This window comes from Mastigocoleus testarum BC008 (assembly GCF_001456025.1).
Classification (GTDB): domain Bacteria; phylum Cyanobacteriota; class Cyanobacteriia; order Cyanobacteriales; family Nostocaceae; genus Mastigocoleus; species Mastigocoleus testarum.
This window is the reverse complement of record NZ_LMTZ01000103.1, coordinates 80,005-99,185: the sequence shown is the minus strand read 5'-3', so window position 1 is coordinate 99,185 and position 19,181 is coordinate 80,005. Positions and strand designations below refer to the sequence as shown.

Below are 19,181 nucleotides of genomic sequence, written 5' to 3'. Positions count from 1 at the left end.
AAATGAGTGCGAAAAAGATTCTCATTATTGACGATGATGAAGACATCCTGGAAGTTGCTCAATTGACATTTGAAGCAGTGAGCAGTTGGCAAGTATTTACTGCTACATCTGGTGATGAAGGTATATTTAAGGCTCAAGCCGAACAACCAGATGCGATTCTTTTAGATGTAATGATGCCGGAAATGGATGGTGTTGCTACATTCGATCAGCTTCAAGGAAATGCTAGCACCGAAAATATTCCTGTAGTTTTACTAACAGCCAAGCTACAATCTATGGATAAACAGCGATTTGCTAATCTCAAAGTAGCAGGGATGATTCCAAAACCTTTTGACCCAATGAAATTAACCAATCAAGTAGAGGAAATTCTGGGTTGGAAATGTTGAGAACAAAAATTCTAAAATAGTACGAATAATTTAATCTCAGCTTTCTTGGGAAGAAATTGCTCCAAAAAATCTGCACCTTCACAACTTCTTCATTTTTTAATATTAGAGTTAACACCTGTACGGGGTAAAAAACTATTACCTAAGGTTGTGACCTGTGCATAAGCAAACTTTTTAGGAGTTAGCTGAAAAATTTTTAGGGGAATTTAACGGCTACCAAGTAAGTTAACAAAATTGAGTTCTCATAAGTAAATATGAAAAATCTCAATTATTCTCTACTATTTTCAGCACATATTCCTGGTAAAGTTTGCCATGCATGCTTTTTTATTTTCTTCTCGTACCTCAGAGCTAGTACCCAGCTTACAAGTCCAACTTATAAAATTTATTCTTATCCATACCAAGTTTTTTCTTAAAGCAGCATTGATTTTCCCACTAGAGTTTGTTTCCTAGGATGACTCGGCTCAAATGTGTCGGAGCCACATAAACTTTCGCTTTTTCAACTTGTCGAAGGATTTGAGAATCTTATTTTTCTGATTCTCTACTCCATTTTGAGTAAATCCTAAGATTGCTAAATAAGCGTTCAAATTTAAATATCGAATCGTCAAGGGTACGGATTAATGCCGTATCCTTTTACATTCCTAAATATTAGTTATAAATATCAATAAAATGAGAAATATTTAAATTGGTCTGTCATATACAATTTTTGTTTTTCTTAATTAGTAATTTTGCGTGTAGATAAGAAGCTAAATCCATTCATTCTTGCCGCTCAAATAAAGCATTCTCTTTTTTGTAAGAGGGATATTTATAAGGGAGAAAATATAATACGGTGACCAATAAACGTATTCTCATCATTGATGATGAAGAAGATATTAGAGAAATCGCCCGACTTTGCTTTGAAACAGTTGGTGGTTGGCAAGTTTCCACAGCTGAGTCTGGAAGTGAAGGATTAATTTATGCCGAATCTAAACAACCAGATGCCATTCTATTAGATATGATGATGCCAGAAATGGATGGGTTAAATACTTTAGTCAGACTGAGGGCTAATCAACTCACCATGAAGATTCCAGTAATTTTTATTACAGCCAAATATAATTTACTTGAGCCAGGTAAATTTGCTCAGTTAGAGGTAACAGGAATCATTCCTAAACCTTTTGAACCAATGACTTTAGCACAGAAAGTAGAAAATTTATTAAACTTAGGTTAAATGAAGAAAATCTCCTTTATCTTCACAAGTTTTTCACTTTATAGTTTTATCCTAAATTATTAGGATACTAGAGCAATGTATTAGATTTATATCTACCATTTATAGGGGTGGAAAATTACTTATTTTTTACCCCATATTTTTTCAATAATTTGCTCAAAATTTCTTCAATACCCGCTCCAACATCACTCCCAAAATACTTTTAATTTCATTTTCAATTCTGGAAGTGACATTAAAATAATTATTATCCAATAAATAAATTTAAATACGAGTAACAAGTTTTTTACGAAGTAATACAAGTTACATACTTAGAAGTTTTGTATGAAGTTGCTTGATATAAATAGCATTTTACTAGCTTAAAATCTAAATTCTGGAAAACTTTCAATTTCCCAGAATTTAGGAGGTCTAAGAAGTGATTTATGTATTATTATTCTTGTTTTGAATATGTAAACAACAACTCAAACTTCTGAGAATTAGCCTCAAGTTATTTTTTGGTAAAACTCAAAAAAACATTTAACCATCGAGTATTATTTCTATATATTTTGCAATATCCCAGTTGATATTAAGCCCAATATTGCAATTCCAAATACCAGGCGATACCAAACAAAAATCCAATTACTTCTGGTTTTGAGGAAGTTTAACAGCCAAGCGATAGCTAAATAAGAGAAAATTGCTGATGAAATTAACCCTGCGATCGAAGGCATTAATACGTTCATATTTCCCAAATCAGCTTCAAGTAAATCTTTAAGTCCGACAATTCCCGGTAGAGTAATAGCAGGAATACCCAATAGAAATGAAAACTTCGCTGCAGTTTCTCTTTCCAAACCCATAAATAATCCGGTAGTTATAGTAGAACCAGAACGAGAAGCTCCTGGTACTATAGCTAAAAGTTGACCAAAGCCCATTAATATTCCATCTTTAGCGCTCAGCTTATCGAAATTACGCTTCCTCGAACCCAGCTTTTCCGCTAGTCCCATTAATACAGACATAAGAATAGAAGCTAATGCAATCATTGTCATGCTGCGCACGCTATTTTCGTAAAAATCCTCGAAAAAAACTTTGATCAAAAGACCAAAAAAGACAATTGGTAGAGTACCTACAGCAATACCCACAGCAATTTTGAAGTTATTGTCTTGATAATCAGAACGCTTCAAAGCAACGAATGCACCGCCAATCACTTCTATTAGTAATCTCCAAAAGTACCATAAAACAGCTCCAATACTACCCAACTGAATCATGGCACTGAAAGCTACTCCAGGATCTCCCCAACCTAATAGTACCGGAACGGCTTTTAAATGTGCTGTACTACTAATGGGAATAAATTCAGTTGCACCTTGAACAAACCCTAAAACAATTGCTTGCCAAATATTCATTTGGGTTGTTGTTGCAACAGCAGTTGTTTCAGAACCTAAAACCGGAAGAGAAAAGATAGCAACCGATAAAATTGCAGATAAAGCCGTCAATATAGGAAAAAATATACGTTTTGAGATACCCATCTAATTACTCACTTCAATAAAAGTTACTCGCGATTGTAAATTTGGGTGTCATCGTCTGCTTCCAGGAAATAAGTTTCCAAAGCTTTGTAGCAAGGCGATATCGAACTTGCCTCAGAATCAAACCCTGTTCTCGCTCCAGAATACCTGCTTTTACAGTTTTTATTTACTTGTATTTTTACTTTTTATTTATACTTTCTGAAGTCTTAAAAAATCTCGCACTAAATATTTCGATCTGAACTGGTAACAAAGTTTAATTTAAACCTTATTTTTGTTAGCAAAACTACTCTTCTCAATATTTTTAATAAGTATTTTTTTTGACTAAAATTTGCTTTTTTTTGTGCCTATTTTGGGTTTTTTGTTGAAAAAAAGCGTAGTTGAGGTAACATAAATATGCCCCCTGGGGGCATTTTCGATTATGATATCTTAGATTACATAAAGTAAAGTTAAGTAACAAATATTAAAAAATTGATTAACAATACATTTTTTTCATCCTCTGGTGCTCGATTCTCTTCTTTTGAAGAAAAAATTTTCAAGGAAAAAATTTGTGAGGAATGTGAGGATAAGGAAGAAATCATGGATAAGGGAATAGTTTCTCCCCTGGTTGTAGGCTTTACAAATAAATTCAGTTCTAGGGGAATTTGGCTAGTATTTGCTTTTTCAGTATTTTTGGTATCAGTGCCAGTATTTATAGAAGCACCATTAGTGCGATCGCTACCTTGGGTGAGTTTAGCCTTGACGGGATTTTGGGTTTGGTTGGGTAAATTGTTAATGTCCCGTTACAGCACCTATTTATGGGGTGATTTGCTGATAGGTTTCAGCTGGAGTTGGTTAGCTGGTTCGATTTACTGGGGTTGGTTACGTTGGGAACCTTTATGGCATTTACCGGTAGAATCTATTGGTTTACCTTTTGCTTTATGGTGTGCGTATCGAAATTGGGGCAAAATAGGTAATTGGTTTTATTTAGGTTCTTTACTGGGCACTGCACTCACAGATGTATATTTTTATTTGGTAGGTTTGATTCCACACTGGCGACAGATAATGCAGGTTGAGCCAGATTTAGTCAGACCAATATTGCAAAGCGCTTTAGCACAAGTACAGACACCTTGGGGACAAGGCTGGGCATTTATTTTAGCTACAATATTGTTAATACTTGGAGTAATACCTTTACGGAAACCAGAAAGTCACTACTATGCTTTTAGTGGTGCAGTTTTAAGTACAATTTTAGTAGATGCTTTATTTCTACTAGCTGCCGTTATTGCTTGAAATTTTGACTTAAATATGCATGTCTGAAAAAGACTGTAAATTTAAAAGTCTGAGCATAAATTTTGATAATTTTTGACAAAAATAAGTTAAAAGCTAATAGCGGCAAGTATTGTAGATATTAATACGCTGTATATTGGTTGTGAATGAGTACTGTATGTTCGTCAAACTTGAATCAACGAACAATTATCAGTTACTGCATTCCTCATGGCGTATTTTGGGGAATCTTGGCAAATAGTAATTGCTATTACTTGAGCCGCTCTTAATAAAGAGTTTTGATTTTTGAAATTTTGGTTTTTGTCCGATGGAAAGAGGTAGAAGAATCGTGAAACTATTAGCGCGTGTATTAACTGTTTTTAGTTTGCTGATAGGATGTTTTGGATGGTTGGGATTTGCTCCCCAAGCCCATGCAATCGATCTAAGGAGCACAATGTTTAACCAATCCACACCAACCTTAGGAGTTCAAATAGCTCGTTTGCGTAATCGTGCTGATGCTAAATTACCAGATGTTTATGGTGACAAAATAGATTTAAATAACACTAATGTGCGAGCTTTCCAGCAATATCCGGGATTCTATCCGACTTTAGCTCGGAAAGTTATTCTTAACGCTCCTTATGAAAATGTAGAAGATGTTTTAGATATTTCTGGATTGAGCAATCGTCAAAAACAATTACTGCAATCTCATTTGGATGATTTTACAGTGACAAAAAGCGAAGCTATCTTTAACGAGGGAGCTGACCGGTTTAATAACGGTATTTACAGATAAGTCAATGAGAGACTTAATATAAGGTTCTTTCAAAAAAGTGCGAGATATTTATTTGATTGGAAGAAGATAAAAACAAGTATTCAAATTTATTTAATTAGAGTTTATTTGATTGAAGTTTGTTTGATTAAATTGTTTTTCTTCTTTCTCGAACGGACTTACGCACTGAGAGTTTATATTCCAGTTTTATTCGCGTAAGTCCGAACTTTTTTATTCATATGTCATAACCCAAAACTATTCGGAAGATTAGAGTTCGTAAGTAACACAGTTTTTATCAAGCTTGTAATCATTATTAATACCACCTTGTATTGTAATCATCCTATATTGAGAAGGAGATATGTCCGGGTTATCAGAAGCTTCCATAAGTGCGATTAATATACGTATCTGTGTTGATAGAAAAATGGGAAATTTTTTAAGTCCCGAATAGTATAAGTTCAGTTGAGGAAGTATCGTACTTACAAAATGTTGTACTTACAAGATGTTGAAACTACAGAATAAGGTAAAGGGATGTAAATATTAATTTCCAACTCTCTCCTAGAAAATAACCAAATGTCCAAACCTTTTTAAATTCAAGTTTTTGTTAATTCAATCTTTTTTAGATTCAACGTCTTTTTTGTCTCTAACTTTTTTAAATTCAACCTTTTGTATACTTTGAGTCAGGAAAACATTTCCACTAATTTTGATGTTTTAGTAATTGGCGCAGGCGCGGCTGGACTTTATACAGCACTGTGCATGAATAAAAAATTAAAAATCGGCTTAATTACTAAAGAAACTATTTCCATCTCTGCTAGTGACTGGGCACAGGGTGGTATAGCTGCTGCTATTTCTACAGATGATTCGCCTGCTCTTCACGTTGAAGATACAATCCAAGCAGGAGTTGGATTATGTGATGTTGATGCTGTAGAATTCTTAGCCCACCAAGCACCTGAGTGTATTAGTTCTCTAGTTAATTTAGGTGTCGCTTTCGATCGAAATGGTAAAACTTTAGCCTTAACTTTAGAAGCAGCTCACTCCCGACACCGAGTACTGCACGCAGCTGACACTACTGGTCGAGAAGTTGTCAATACTTTGACCGCTCAAGTTCTGCGTCGACCCAATATTCAAGTTATTCAAAAAGCATTAGCTTTAAATTTGTGGCTAAAACCGCAAGGAAAACAGGTTCGAGGTATTAGCTTATTCTATCAAGGTCGAATTCAATGGATCCAAGCTGATTCAGTAGTTTTAGCCACCGGAGGTGGGGGTCAGGTATTTGCTCAAACAACCAACCCCGCAGTTAGTACTGGTGATGGCGTCGCCATGGCTTGGCGTGCGGGAGTAGTTCTTAGAGATTTAGAATTTGTTCAATTTCACCCTACAGCTTTGACTAAAACTGGTGCAGATCGTTTTTTAATTAGTGAAGCTGTCAGAGGTGAAGGAGGGCATTTGGTTGACGATCAAGGAAAACGTTTTGTTTTTGATTATCACATCAAAGGAGAACTTGCTCCCAGGGATGTAGTCAGCAGAGCTATTTTTAATCATTTACAGAAAACTGCAGCAGATCCCGCCATCGCCAATGTTTGGCTAGATATGCGCCCCATACCTAAAGAAAAAATTCGACAGCGTTTTCCCAATATCATCAAAGTCTGTGAACGGTGGGGTATAGATGTTTTTAGCGAGCCCATTCCTGTCGCACCAGCTGCTCATTACTGGATGGGTGGCATTCTCACAGATATGATGAATAGAACCTCAATTGAAGGATTATATGCAGTAGGAGAAACTGCTAGCACCGGAGTACACGGTGCAAATCGTCTGGCCAGTAATTCCTTGCTAGAATGTATAGTCTTTGGTAGGCAAATGGCAAAACTTCAGCCTTCTCAAAGTAGCAATTCTCCGCAGATAAACACTCAGACCATAAATCAAGGAGAAAGAACATCTTTCTCTAGTAAAGAATATACTGCTGATAATGATACATGGAAACCACAGGAAGAATATTTGGAATTTATAAGGAAGAATATACCCAAATTAGTTTGGCGAAGTGCGGGTATATGCCGAGAAGAATCTCGCTTAGAAGAAGCAATATTAACAGTTAAAGCCTGGCAAAAAGATTTTGCTAATTTGGATTTGAGCAAATTTTTATCATCTTTGCAGCCCCTGCAAGGTGCAACCTTTAAATTACCTAGTACAGTAGAAAAACATTTGCAAATATGGGCAGAAACTCAAAATCTACTTGACATAGCACTATTAATTCTTCAAAGTGCTGCTTTCAGAACCGAAAGCCGAGGAGGACATTATCGTCTTGATTTTCCCCAAACAGATCCGAAGTGGAAAGCTCACACATTGGTCAAAGAAGATCGATATTGGAAATCATCACTCTAAATATTATGACTATGGAATAATTGAACATCTCAAGGCTCTTATTCAGTTCATTTGAAGCATTCAACGGCTTCCACTACCCCTTTCGCTGTCAGGACCACCGTAATCTGGTGGCTGGAATTCTTCATCTAGTTCGTTATTTTTGCTGAAATGATGCGATCTTGTTTTTGCTGTGCCATGACTTGCTACAGCTTTGGGACCATAAAGAGTCAGATCTGTGAGGTTTGCTATCGCTTGGGAAATTTTGGGAGTTACTAGCTGTACTCCAAGCAACAGTACAATTACACTGGCACTGATAAATCTAGTTTCCGCAAACATCTTTTAGGTTCCCTTTTGTTAGGTGTCGAGCAAGCATTTTGTACTTTATTTCCGCCTACGTGCCGGCTTTTGTGGATAAAAGTTAAATCTTTATAAAATCATATCTCAAACTCCGTAAAATTACTCTACTTTTATACGTAAGGTCATGGGATGCAAATTATTTTTTATGGCATCAAAAATCACTTACAACAAAGTAAATATACGTAATTAAAAGCTCGTTCAATCTTCTGCTTATGTATTGTTTTACCCAGAGTGTCAAACCCCACGCTCAATAATCTTTAGATAAGCTTAATGTTTTCAGAAAGCACATAGTGTCTTTTAAGTGACAATTTCCGATAAAAAATATGTATATACACTGTCTCAAACTTAATTAAAATTAATTAAAATTTACATACATTTGATTGTAATTTTCAAATAAATGTTACTTTTTCACCGTTTGCACGTAAGTATATTTACTGTTTTAGCCTCTACAACATATATTTTTTTACTTTACGGTTTATATTGTCCATTTTGTCTCTGACAAAAAAACTTCCCCTGTAAATACACTTAAACAGAATACGATTCCGGAATAGTGCGAAAAAATAATTTGTCTGGTGAAGGTAATTCTCAGTATTAAGCGCAATCTGATGGAATATTTTGCCTGTCCTTTCTATGCGGGTAAATTAGGACTTAACTACGTAGGACTTAACTACGCAGGCAAATTGGGACTTAGATACTTATTTCCAAGCCCGCAGAAAACTTTATTATTGATAGTCTAAAATTCCTATTTACTTATAGAAAATAATGTTCATGGTAGGCGTAAAACGATACTAACCTCAGGTTGTAAGTTCTGCTAACACGTTACTCTACTGATTATTCTCGATCAACAGCAATTTTGTTTATCTGCCAAATGTCTGCTACTACCTTCCCGCCCTAAGATCGCCTATAAAAATTTCTCTTTTTTCCCACACTCCCTAACTCCCCCACACTTCCCACACTTTCCTCTCTCACTAAATTAGATAATTTTCCACCAGGATAGGAGTAGTCAGTATTCTAGGACTGTTAATTAACCTTCAATTGCCATTCTTCTTTTCCAAGAAATCTATAACAATTTTTACCCAATTCTTTGGCTCGATACATCGCCGTATCTGCTTGTTTAATCAAAGTTTGAGAATCTTCGGCATTGAGAGGATAAATACTAATGCCTATGCTGGCAGAAATTTTGATAATATGACCTTCAAGAATTATTGATTCATTCATTGCAGCAAGAATTTTCTGGGCTATTTTGGCTGCAACTTCTACAGTTGGTATAGCCCGCAAAATTACGGTAAATTCATCACCACCTAATCTAGAAACTATATCGCTACCACGCAAACAACTAATTAAGCGCTGACTAACAGACAATAGCAAGCGATCGCCTAATTCATGTCCAAAAGTATCATTAACTTGTTTGAAGCCATCTAAATCAATAAACAACAGCCCCAGCAATAAACTACTAGTTTTTGCCCAATTCACAGATTCTTGTAATTGTTCTGTAAAAAATTTCCGGTTAGGTAAACCTGTAAGTGGATCATGGTAAGCCAAATACCGTAAGTCATTTTCTTTGGACTTTAATTCATTATTGTGGCGAGATAACTCTTCTGCTTTGTGCTTAAGTTCTTCTTCTAAGCGCTTGCGTTCCGTAATATCGTGAATCACGCCAACTAGAAAAAAATTACCAGCGCCGTCTCTATGTAGCGATCGCTTAGTGGCAAGTAAATGAGTTTTTTGATTGGCACTGGTAATTTTCTCTTCATGTTCTTGAGGTTGTCGACTATAAAAAACTAGTTCCTCTTGTTGGCGAAATATATTTGCTTCATCCTCAGGAAGAAACTCATGTTCACATTTTTCTAGTAATTCCTCTCTTTGGTGACCAATCAAACGACAAAAGGCTTCGTTTAAGACGACCCATTGATATTTGCTGTTTTTGACATAAACCGGATCGGGAATTGAGTTAATAACTTGAGCTAAAAATTCTTTGGAACGTTGTAATTCGTTTTGAATTTGAGCAATTTGGTATGTAAATACAACAGCTGAACCAAGTAAGGCAAATAAAGCTGGTATTACTGGAATCCACCAACCAAAAATAAAACTAATATAAGAGCCAGCAAATAATATCAGACATAAGCACAGTAATCCAACGAAGCAATGTGGAGAATAGTAAATCCGGTTTTTTATGAAAGCACCGACATAAGCACAGAAGAAAATAAATATGTATTCTGTGAGCTTAAACCAAACTTGTATTTGCGGTCTCCCGGTCATCGCTGATTGAATCAATCCGCTAATAAAATAGGCTTGTAATTCAATTCCAGTTATTCTTTTACCAGGTCTTGTCGAATTTTTAGAATAGGGAATTAAAAATGGTTCGCTGATACTAGATGCAACGTAACCAATTAAAACAATCCGATTTGTGAACAATTTTTTTGGTGCTCGAGAGTTGCGCAAATCTTCAAAAGGTACTCGATCGAAATGAAAATCACAGTATTTTGTTTTTATTTCAGATTTTGGACAAGGTGGCTTAGGAAAATTAAATAAGATTTGATAACCCCTATCATTCTCCCCCGCATAACCACCATCATTAGACTGAAAACGTCGAAATATTGCTCTACCCAGCCTTAAAGCATCTTTGTCATTTTTTACTTTTTTGGGGGTAATACCCTCTGATTTAAGGTAGGTCAAAGCTAACTTCAAGGCAAAACTTTGATGTTTTTGCTTATTGATATGCCAATACAATAAAGCTCGCCGGGTTTTACCATCTGCATCTGTGAGAATATTATTAAAACCAATTTTTCCTTTCTGACTTAATTCTCTCGGTGGAAAAACCCGACTATTTTTGTTAGCCGATAACAACTCAGTTCCAATTAGATTTGGAATAGACTTGTAAGCCTCCACTAATTCTTCATTTCTCGGCTTTATAGGTATATCCCTGTAGATATCCAAACCAATAGCCCGTGGCTTATAGTGGTTAATTCTGTTGAGTAAGTCAGCAATTATTTCATCTTTAATTGGCCAAGATCCAGGTTCTTTGATGGTGGCTTCATCAATTGTGACAATAGTAATACGTGATGAGGGTTTTTCCTCGGGGCGCAGTTGGAAAAAATGATCTAAAGTTTTCCATTCTAAGGGTTCAAATATACCCAGGGAACGTAACAGTAAAATACAAAATGTAACGCTAGAAGCAGCTACTAATTCTCTGTAATCCTTGCTGAGGGAAGGTTTAGATCCAAACACAAACCCCAGGAAACGTTTACCTAGTTGCTTGCTCATTCCCATCGATTACTTACTTTCACTAAACTATTTCTGGCAATTCTGGATTTTTTAGAGCGTAAACCCTCTTTCAAACTACACTTATCTAAATTTTTGAAAAAAAACTTGGATAAAATAAAAATCACAATTCCCAACAAGGAAATAAGCCTTATCATCTTCTTAATTGCATAGACAGTATAAGTACCGGCATGTATCAACTTTTTCTCACGCATTATACTCCATACTGCCTTGTATAGTAGAAAATACTAGTTTGGTTTTAAGTGATTTTAACTACATGCTTTATCTGTAATCTGAAGCTTGTGATATGAAGCTTTAGGTTACGGATTTAAGGACTGTATTCAAGAGAATAGAGCTTGAGAATCATCAACATTAAAGCTGTAAAACTTCCGATATATATAGCTTTAAATCCTGAATTGGCGAATAATTACTTTACTTGAGTTCGGTTAGGGACTTTTTACCAGGAAAGGCAGAAGTTCGTAGGCAGAAGGCAGAAGGCCGGTGCCGTAGAGCTTCTGGCGACCGGAGGGAGCAAGGGTTTAAGGCCCCCACCAAATTTAAAATTTGGTGGCCTGCAATTGGTAGCGGGTTGGAAGCCCCTACCATATTGCTCCCTTCTGCCTTCTGCCCTCTGCCCTCTGCCTTCTTCACTCCCCACTAAAAATTTCAGCATTTGTGACTGAAGTACAACTAAATAATGAAAGTATATTAAAAACAAAATAAATCAGTAATATTACAGTGGAGGGGTAATTGTAAAACATATGTTTTTTTAATAATTGATCAACACAGAATAGAACAAATACTTAAAAAATAGTTTAATTGTTTAAGTGTATTTACTTAGGTGTTGCTGTTGTTATAGCGTAGCGTTAGCTAAAAAAGTTTTTTGGGGAATCTGAGGAGCCAGAACAGGAAGTAATACTAAGTCCGGGTTAATTCCCCTTTTTAGAATGAGAGAGGGAGGTGTGGCAAGTGTGGGGGGAAATCCCAAGAAATATAAAAGGGTTTTAAAAATCGGACTTGGTATAAGAATCATCTGAACACTTTAAAAGTGCATGGTTTTTGAATGTGTGGAAACTTATTTCTTGCACTTTCTCAAGTTTAGATAACGGCTTAATAATTGATTTATAAGGGTTTTAGACATTCAGTAAACCCTACTTAAAATATCCATAAAATTAGGTCTGCAATTTGGGATATTGTAAATGGGGAGCAGCAGTCAGAATCAGTAAACAACACAAGTGAGTATCTGTGCAAGTTCCTAGAATTATGGGAATGTGTAGTGTAATACAACAAAACTACCAACAAAAGCAAAAGCTGAGCAGAAAAATGCCATTCAAGCATCCGCTCAGCTCCCACAAAGAAACCGCAGATTTATTTGTAGAGATATTAATTACAATTCATTTAATTACAATTAATAATTAAACTACTGGAAAGCATTTGGAAAATTTTTAAAATCACGGGGTCCTTTGTAGCTAGAAAGTTCAGATAATTTTTCTAATGACTGCACATTAGGGTAAAGTTGATTATTGATTTGCCAAGTGGGAAAGCCTTGAATTCCAACGCTTTGACACAGTTCCGGCTGAGGATTATTACCTCGAGGAGCACACTCAATAATATCTAAATCTTTGACAGCTTCTTTACCAAATAGCTGCTTTTGTTCATAGCAATGAGGACACCACCAAGCAGCATATTTCTTCGCACCAATTTCTTTTAGATGACGAGCTAGCTGAATTTCTGCTTCACCTGATGTGCTTGTAACTTCCCAGCCTTTTGGTGGTTTTGGTTGACCAGAAGGACGCAAAACAACTTTCGGATTACTTCCATCGCCAGCATTGGCTTGGGAACCAACACCATTATAAACAGCTAATGTTCCCACAAGGGTAACCATACCAACAATAACAGCTGTAAAGAATATTTGTCCTAAATCCTCCCAGCTACGACCGACAATCGTCAGTACCAGCATGCTGAGGGAAAATAAAGCTGAGGCTATACAGTAAGGACAAACTGCTTTGATTTCGGTAAACAGCACAAACATTAAATAGCTGCTGAAGACCGTCATCGCGATCGCTCCTATAAGCAAGAAAAACCAGGTTAAGTTCTCCAGCTTTTGTCGCTGTTTTTTACTGTCACCAGTTTTAATTACTAGGGGAGCTAAAGCAAACACAAACATACTGATGTATGCCAAAAAGCCAAACAAAGCAAGTGGTTGACCAAAAACTGTACCCCAAGCACTTGAAAGAACATCATTACAGCCAGCAGCACCACCACTTGCTGTTGCTTGGGCGCTACAAGCAGCAGAGCCACCTGTTAGCTTCACAATTGTTAGGTAGCCGGTAACTAAAGCACCACATCCGGCGATCGCAGCAATGATAGGACGCGACCATTTATGTATCCAGGGAGTAGAACGACGACGAATCATAAACTTATTCTTGGAAATTGGGTATTAAGAATTGGGAATTGCGGATCGGAAATGAATAACTTCTGCAAATAGATAAGGAACAGGAATTGGAATGGGAATAAGAGTAAAGTCTTATTATCAAACTATTTTCAAAAATAATTATCGAAACAATAATTACCAAAAAAATAATTATCAAACAATTACTAATTACTACTTATTCTCTATTCTCAATTCCTTATTCATCAATCTAAGAATGTACTTTTATTACTGAAACAGACTTTCCTTCACTTTTGGAGTTCCAACTCCGACGTGCAGCTTCCACAAATCGACTCACCCGAATGGGATCGATAGTCTGCTCGCGGTGACCGTGACGTTTAAGCGAACTGGAAACAATTGCGCCATCTGCGACCTGCATCAGTGTAGCAATATTTTCCCAATTTGCCCCACTTCCAATAAATACAGGTGTATCATTTGCCGCTGCTCTTGCCAATTCTAAGTCTTCGAGAGTTGGAGGAACACCTGTCGCCCAACCTGACAAAATCACAGCATCTGCTAAACCTCGCTCTATTGTGTCTTGAACTGCATGACTTAGGTTTACAGAACTTAAAGGACGAGCATGCTTTACTAAAACATCGGCAAAAATTTTGACATCAGAGTCTAACTCTCTTCGATATTTCAGTAACTGATGAGCTTCTCCTTCTATTAATCCTTGATCCGTTGCCATGACTCCAGTTAAAACGTTAACGCGGATAAATTGTGCCTTGACAATTGTGGCAATAGCCATTGCACTCATCCCATCATTGCGCAGTACGTTTAAACCTATAGGCACCGTTACTAAGTTCTGTATACGCTGCACTACCACAGTCATGGCACTGACAACCGCCGGATCGACCTGATTCTTTGTAAACGGCGCGTCAAAAAAATTTTCCACAATAATTCCGTCAACACCACCAGAGGCAAGAGCTGTTGCCTCTTGTGCTGCACGGTCAATCACTGTTTTTAAGTTACCTCCCCAACGGGGCGAGGTCGGCAATGGTAGTAGGTGAACTACACCAATAATCGGGCTTCGGGTTTTAAATAACTGATATAAGTCCACGTTTTTTTCTTCTAGGGACTTAACTGAACATTCAACATTAAACTGCACTTAGTCAAGACTTGCGCATATCCTTTAAGTTGGGAAGGTGCACATAAGCGACAAAAGAAATTACTTTGCCAGGTGGCATCTTGCGTTGATGGGGACTTATCCCAAGTCTAATGCACTACGCCTTTAGCCTTAGCTGCGTCGATTAACACTCTACGACTAACACTTATCAGCATTCCCATGAAGTTAACGCTATTAGTGTTAAGCAGTGTTAAGCTTTACGACGGCAGAGCTTACATGGCATTTTTTTTTGGCTAAGCTTACTTTATTCGGTCTATACAGAAAGTACTACCGATGTAAGTCTAACAATGCCGAAGTCCTAAGACTTCAGCCTTGTCATCAGAGTTACCCCTGAAGGGTCGCTCGTCAACAATTAATTTTAAGTTGTCTCGCTGACTCTAACAGAATTAATTATGGTAGTCGCGTTTAATTTTGCTTATATTAGTTTCATGCCTCCCTCCTAGGAGGGAATTTTGCACAAAACATTCCATAAGTTATGTTAAGATATAAGGAGGCTGCTAGAGGAGTTTGCCACTCAACAAAGCGCGTAAATGCTAGAGCGCGTAAATGCTGTACTGATGACCTCTAAGGTTAGGATTGAATCCTGGTTTATCTTTAACCAAAATATCCTTACCGCACATGATTTAGTCGGGGGGCAGATGTGCCGCTATCAACGCGTAGGTTTTACCAAGCGGTTACCTTGGGATAGCGACTTCTCGGAAAACGCCACGGATAATTGGTTGCGGATATTTTCCTCTTCACCAATGTCATCCAGAGGGCGCTGTCTCTATGGGTAGTTGCGAAATGCGAAAGCTAGGTTAATATTAAAACCCACAAGCAATTTGCAATTAAAAATTAGACTGAATTACCCAAGGGATTCTGAATTTCCCCTGGATTGCAAAAAAATAGTAATCATATCATAGCACGAACTTTATATTTGATAAGGTCTGATAAATTCGTAAGAAGATTGATGACCTCATCAAAAGTTGGTGAAAGGAATTAGAACTCGACCAAATTGCCGATTTATAAAATTAAAACAAATGTTAACTAGGTAATTGGAAGAAAATATTACGAAAAATATTCAATTTATGGGTGACAAGCCAACAGTTGCAATTTCTCACTTAGGCTGCGAGAAGAATCGAATTGATACAGAGCATATGCTAGGACTGCTTGTAGAAGCAGGTTATGGTGTAGACAGCAATGAAGAATTGGCAGACTATGTGATTGTCAATACTTGTAGCTTTATTGAAGCAGCCCGTTCTGAATCTGTTAGAACCCTAGTAGAACTGGCAGAAGATAATAAAAAAATTGTGATCGCCGGTTGTATGGCGCAGCATTTTCAACAGCAATTACTAGAGGAAATACCAGAAGCTGTTGCAGTTGTAGGAACTGGCGATTATCACAAAATAGTAGATGTAATTGAACGAACACAAAAAGGAGAGCGAGTCAAGGAGGTATCAGCAGAACCGACTTACATTGCCGACGAAACTACCCCACGTTACCGGACAACAACGGAAGGGGTCGCTTATCTAAGAATTGCTGAAGGCTGTGATTATCGATGTGCATTTTGTATAATTCCCCATCTGCGAGGGAATCAACGATCGCGTACTATTGAATCGATAGTTGCTGAAGCAGAAGAATTAGCTGCTCAGGGAGTAAGGGAAATCATTTTGATTTCTCAAATCACCACAAATTACGGTATAGATATATACGGTAAACCTCGTTTAGCCGAATTACTTCGTGCCTTGGGAAAAGTAAATGTGCCTTGGATTAGGATGCATTATGCCTATCCCACCGGACTAACGAAGGAGGTAATAGCAGCTATAAAGGAAACAGGTAATGTATTACCTTACTTAGACTTACCACTGCAACATTCGCATCCAGAGATCCTGCGGGCAATGAATCGTCCCTGGCAAGGAAGAGTAAATGATGCCACAATTGAAGGCATCAAAAATGCATTACCGGAAGCAGTGCTGCGAACGACATTTATTGTTGGGTTTCCGGGAGAGACCGAGCGGCATTTTGAGCACCTAATGGAATTTGTGCGGCGGCATGAGTTCGATCATGTTGGGGTATTTACATTTTCACCGGAGGAAGAAACGCCAGCCTATAGTCTGCCCAACCAATTACCACAAAAGGTAATGGATGAGCGTAGAACAGCATTAATGGAACTTCAGCAACCAATTTCTTGGCAGAAAAATCAACAGGAAATCGGAAAAATTGTTGATGTTTTAATTGAGCAAGAAAATGCGCAAACAGGTGAACTAATTGGTCGTTCTACTAGATTTGCGCCTGAGGTTGACGGACTAGTCTATGTTAGAAACTCTGCCAACTTAAATAGTTCGGGGGGGAGTATAATTTCGGCTGAGAAAGTCAGACTAGGAAGCATTGTACGCGTTGCTATTACCGATGCTGACCCTTATGACCTCTACGGTGACTTTATCAATAATTAGCAATAATTATCTGTTTACTAGTAAAAATAATTCATACTAAGGAATAGGAGAATTAATGAGTCTTTCGTTTCAAGAATTAGGACTTTCAGAACCACGGATTCAACAGGTAGAAAAGTTGGGCTTTAGCGAACCAACAAATATCCAAGCTCAAGCAATTCCTCACTTACTATCGGGTCGTGATGTCGTCGGTCAATCCCAAACAGGAACTGGTAAAACAGCAGCATTCTCTCTACCGATTCTTGACAGAATAGATACAAGTCAAAAGGTGGTACAAGCTTTGGTGCTTGCGCCAACAAGGGAGCTTGCAATCCAGGTTCATAGTGCTGTCTCGGAGTTTATAGGTAACCAAAGACTACGGGCGTTAGCAATCTATGGCGGTCAATCAATTGACCGCCAAATTTTACAATTAAAGCGGGGCGCTCAGATTGTTGTTGGTACACCAGGGCGAGTAATAGACTTGCTTGAACGGGGTAGCTTGAAATTAGACCACGTAAAGTGGTTTGTTTTGGATGAAGCTGATGAAATGTTGAGTATGGGCTTTATCAGCGATGTAGAGAAAATTCTTTCTCAAGCTCCCCAAGAACGCCAAACAGCTTTGTTCTCGGCAACCATGCCCCCGTCAATTCGCCAGTTGATCAATAAGTTTTTGCGTTCGCCGGTGACAGTTACTGTTGAGCAACCAAAAGCTACTCCCACTAAAATTAATCAGCTTGCATACTTGGTACCCCGTCACTGGAGCAAAGCCAAGGCTTTAAGACCGATTCTGGAAATGGAAGATCCAGAAACAGCATTGATTTTTGTTCGTACCAGACGTACTGCAGCAGAACTAACCAACCACCTACAAGCTGCTGGTCATAGCGTAGACGAATATCACGGCGACCTATCTCAGCAAGCTCGGGAACGACTGCTCAAACGTTTCCGCAATCGCCAAGTTCGTTGGGTTGTTGCAACTGATATTGCTGCTCGCGGTTTGGATGTGGATCAGCTATCTCATGTAATTAACTTCGATCTACCGGATAGCGTTGAAACCTACGTTCACCGTATCGGTCGGACTGGTAGAGCCGGGAAAGAAGGCACAGCAATCTCCTTGGTTCAACCTTTTGAACGACGCAAACAACAATTATTTGAACGCCACGTTCGTCAAAACTGGCAAGTTTTACCAATTCCTACTCGGGCACAAATAGAGGCAAAACAGTTACAGAAATTACAGTCTCAGGTCAAAGAAGCCTTAGCTGGCGAACGTTTAGCATCATTTCTACCAATTGTCCGCGAACTAAGTGAAGAATATGATGCCCAGGCGATAGCTGCTGCTGCTTTACAAATTGCTTACGATCAAACTTGTCCTGCTTGGCTCCATTCAGAAGCTGACATGATTGATGAAGATGTGCGTCGGAATTCTAAACCCAAACTTCGTTCTTCATCACGACGGGATGGCGATCGCGGTCGACGTTCTTACCGTGGACGCTCGGATTCAAATTCTTTCGACAAGCGTCCGATCCCAAAACCAAAAAAAGTTATAAATAATGAAACCCCAGTATCTGAAAAACAAATAGGTTCTGCTGGCGGTGGTTCGCGTCAGTCAGGTTCATAACATTAAAGTAAATCAGTAAATCTGGTTATGAGTTTCAAGTTTTAATTTATAACTTTGCAGTCATCATCTTATAGATGTGGCAGAGTAAAAAAGAATGAGTTCTGAGTTTTGAGTTCTAAGTTTTAATTTTTGCCTCATAAAAGGTATTTGGAATACCAATAAATTTTGAACTCACAACTCACGACTCACAACTCAAAGCTCATAACTTACAAATCACTACTGACAGTTTGCTGCTCACAAATAATGATGATGGGAAAAAAACGCACTCCGTTTTCCTAAGATATCTAATAACTAAAGTTCGTAACTCACACTGATTGCGCTATCTGGCCTCACACTTTACACTTCAATAACTTATAGAAAAACAAACTGCATCTTTATTGAAATACAGATTATCGATCCTAAGACAGTTCTGCAGAAATCAACAGCGATCATAGAATTTGGAAAATTAGTTTTACTAATGTTTGAGCTAATTAGTTTCAAAGCTCATTACCTTTGTATAGCTTTTGCACCTCACTCACTTCCAAAGAACGAAGATAATAATAAAATTTG

The 19,181-nt window shown here is 37.7% G+C and carries 13 protein-coding genes; 8 read left to right on the top strand and 5 right to left on the bottom strand.

The genetic code is table 11. The features are described 5' to 3' along the window. Positions 1-2: 2 nt before the first annotated feature. Positions 3-383: a response regulator gene (locus BC008_RS24390; protein WP_027843652.1), complete on the top strand. Its 381-nt coding sequence runs from the start codon at positions 3-5 to the stop codon at positions 381-383. Positions 384-1,206: 823 nt separating this feature from the next. Further along, positions 1,207-1,584: a response regulator gene (locus BC008_RS24385; RefSeq protein ID WP_027843653.1), complete on the top strand. Its 378-nt coding sequence runs from the start codon at positions 1,207-1,209 to the stop codon at positions 1,582-1,584. A 530-nt stretch (positions 1,585-2,114) separates the two neighbouring features. Here the strand turns inward: BC008_RS24385 and BC008_RS24380 are convergent. Then, the gene (locus BC008_RS24380) at positions 2,115-3,077 is read right to left on the bottom strand and encodes an undecaprenyl-diphosphate phosphatase (protein WP_027843654.1); all 963 of its coding nucleotides are present in this window, start codon (positions 3,075-3,077) and stop codon (positions 2,115-2,117) included. Between the two features lie 573 nt (positions 3,078-3,650). Between BC008_RS24380 and BC008_RS24375 the strand changes: the two genes are divergently transcribed. The 3 genes from BC008_RS24375 to nadB all read left to right on the top strand — a co-directional run bounded on the left by BC008_RS24375 (position 3,651) and on the right by nadB (position 7,455). Next, positions 3,651-4,340, top strand: coding sequence for a DUF3120 domain-containing protein (locus tag BC008_RS24375; protein ID WP_058183951.1), 690 nt, complete (start codon positions 3,651-3,653; stop codon positions 4,338-4,340). A gap of 322 nt (positions 4,341-4,662) precedes the next feature. After that, a complete protein-coding gene (gene psbU / locus BC008_RS24370) occupies positions 4,663-5,103 on the top strand; it encodes a photosystem II complex extrinsic protein PsbU (protein ID WP_201026171.1) in 441 nt (146 codons plus the stop codon). A 648-nt stretch (positions 5,104-5,751) separates the two neighbouring features. Then, a complete protein-coding gene (nadB, locus tag BC008_RS24365) occupies positions 5,752-7,455 on the top strand; it encodes an L-aspartate oxidase (RefSeq protein WP_027843657.1) in 1,704 nt (567 codons plus the stop codon). 60 nt (positions 7,456-7,515) lie between these two features. Here the strand turns inward: nadB and BC008_RS24360 are convergent, their stop codons facing one another. The 4 genes from BC008_RS24360 to btpA all read right to left on the bottom strand — a co-directional run bounded on the left by BC008_RS24360 (position 7,516) and on the right by btpA (position 14,543). Continuing rightward, positions 7,516-7,770: a hypothetical protein gene (locus tag BC008_RS24360; protein WP_027843658.1), complete on the bottom strand. Its 255-nt coding sequence runs from the start codon at positions 7,768-7,770 to the stop codon at positions 7,516-7,518. A gap of 1,041 nt (positions 7,771-8,811) precedes the next feature. Next, positions 8,812-11,055, bottom strand: coding sequence for a CHASE2 domain-containing protein (locus tag BC008_RS24355; RefSeq protein WP_027843659.1), 2,244 nt, complete (start codon positions 11,053-11,055; stop codon positions 8,812-8,814). A gap of 1,417 nt (positions 11,056-12,472) precedes the next feature. Further along, on the bottom strand, positions 12,473-13,468 hold the full coding sequence (locus tag BC008_RS24340; RefSeq protein WP_027842876.1) for a vitamin K epoxide reductase family protein: 996 nt from the start codon (positions 13,466-13,468) through the stop codon (positions 12,473-12,475). 226 nt (positions 13,469-13,694) lie between these two features. Continuing rightward, positions 13,695-14,543, bottom strand: coding sequence for a photosystem I biogenesis protein BtpA (btpA, locus tag BC008_RS24335; RefSeq protein ID WP_027842875.1), 849 nt, complete (start codon positions 14,541-14,543; stop codon positions 13,695-13,697). Positions 14,544-15,139: 596 nt separating this feature from the next. Here btpA and BC008_RS48630 point away from each other — a divergent pair. The 3 genes from BC008_RS48630 (at position 15,140) to BC008_RS24325 (ending at position 18,632) form a co-directional block, all read left to right on the top strand. Then, positions 15,140-15,385 (top strand): hypothetical protein, encoded by a 246-nt coding sequence (locus BC008_RS48630; protein WP_153009657.1) that lies wholly within the window; start codon positions 15,140-15,142, stop codon positions 15,383-15,385. Positions 15,386-15,676: 291 nt separating this feature from the next. Then, positions 15,677-17,041 carry a 30S ribosomal protein S12 methylthiotransferase RimO gene (gene rimO / locus BC008_RS24330; protein WP_027842874.1) on the top strand — a complete coding sequence of 455 codons (1,365 nt, stop codon included), beginning with the start codon at positions 15,677-15,679 and terminating at the stop codon, positions 17,039-17,041. 55 nt (positions 17,042-17,096) lie between these two features. Further along, positions 17,097-18,632 (top strand): DEAD/DEAH box helicase, encoded by a 1,536-nt coding sequence (locus BC008_RS24325; RefSeq protein WP_027842873.1) that lies wholly within the window; start codon positions 17,097-17,099, stop codon positions 18,630-18,632. Positions 18,633-19,181: the final 549 nt, after the last annotated feature.

Bases quoted from the DNA above. Each gene is read 5' to 3' on its own strand.
- BC008_RS24390 (WP_027843652.1), top strand. From the start codon at position 3: ATGAGTGCGAAAAAGATTCTCATTATTGACGATGATGAAGACATCCTG.
- BC008_RS24380 (WP_027843654.1), bottom strand. From the start codon at position 3,077: ATGGGTATCTCAAAACGTATATTTTTTCCTATATTGACGGCTTTATCT.
- BC008_RS24375 (WP_058183951.1), top strand. From the start codon at position 3,651: ATGGATAAGGGAATAGTTTCTCCCCTGGTTGTAGGCTTTACAAATAAA.
- BC008_RS24360 (WP_027843658.1), bottom strand. From the start codon at position 7,770: ATGTTTGCGGAAACTAGATTTATCAGTGCCAGTGTAATTGTACTGTTG.
- BC008_RS24355 (WP_027843659.1), bottom strand. From the start codon at position 11,055: ATGAGCAAGCAACTAGGTAAACGTTTCCTGGGGTTTGTGTTTGGATCT.
- BC008_RS24340 (WP_027842876.1), bottom strand. From the start codon at position 13,468: ATGATTCGTCGTCGTTCTACTCCCTGGATACATAAATGGTCGCGTCCT.
- BC008_RS48630 (WP_153009657.1), top strand. From the start codon at position 15,140: ATGCTAGAGCGCGTAAATGCTGTACTGATGACCTCTAAGGTTAGGATT.
- rimO (WP_027842874.1), top strand. From the start codon at position 15,677: ATGGGTGACAAGCCAACAGTTGCAATTTCTCACTTAGGCTGCGAGAAG.
- BC008_RS24325 (WP_027842873.1), top strand. From the start codon at position 17,097: ATGAGTCTTTCGTTTCAAGAATTAGGACTTTCAGAACCACGGATTCAA.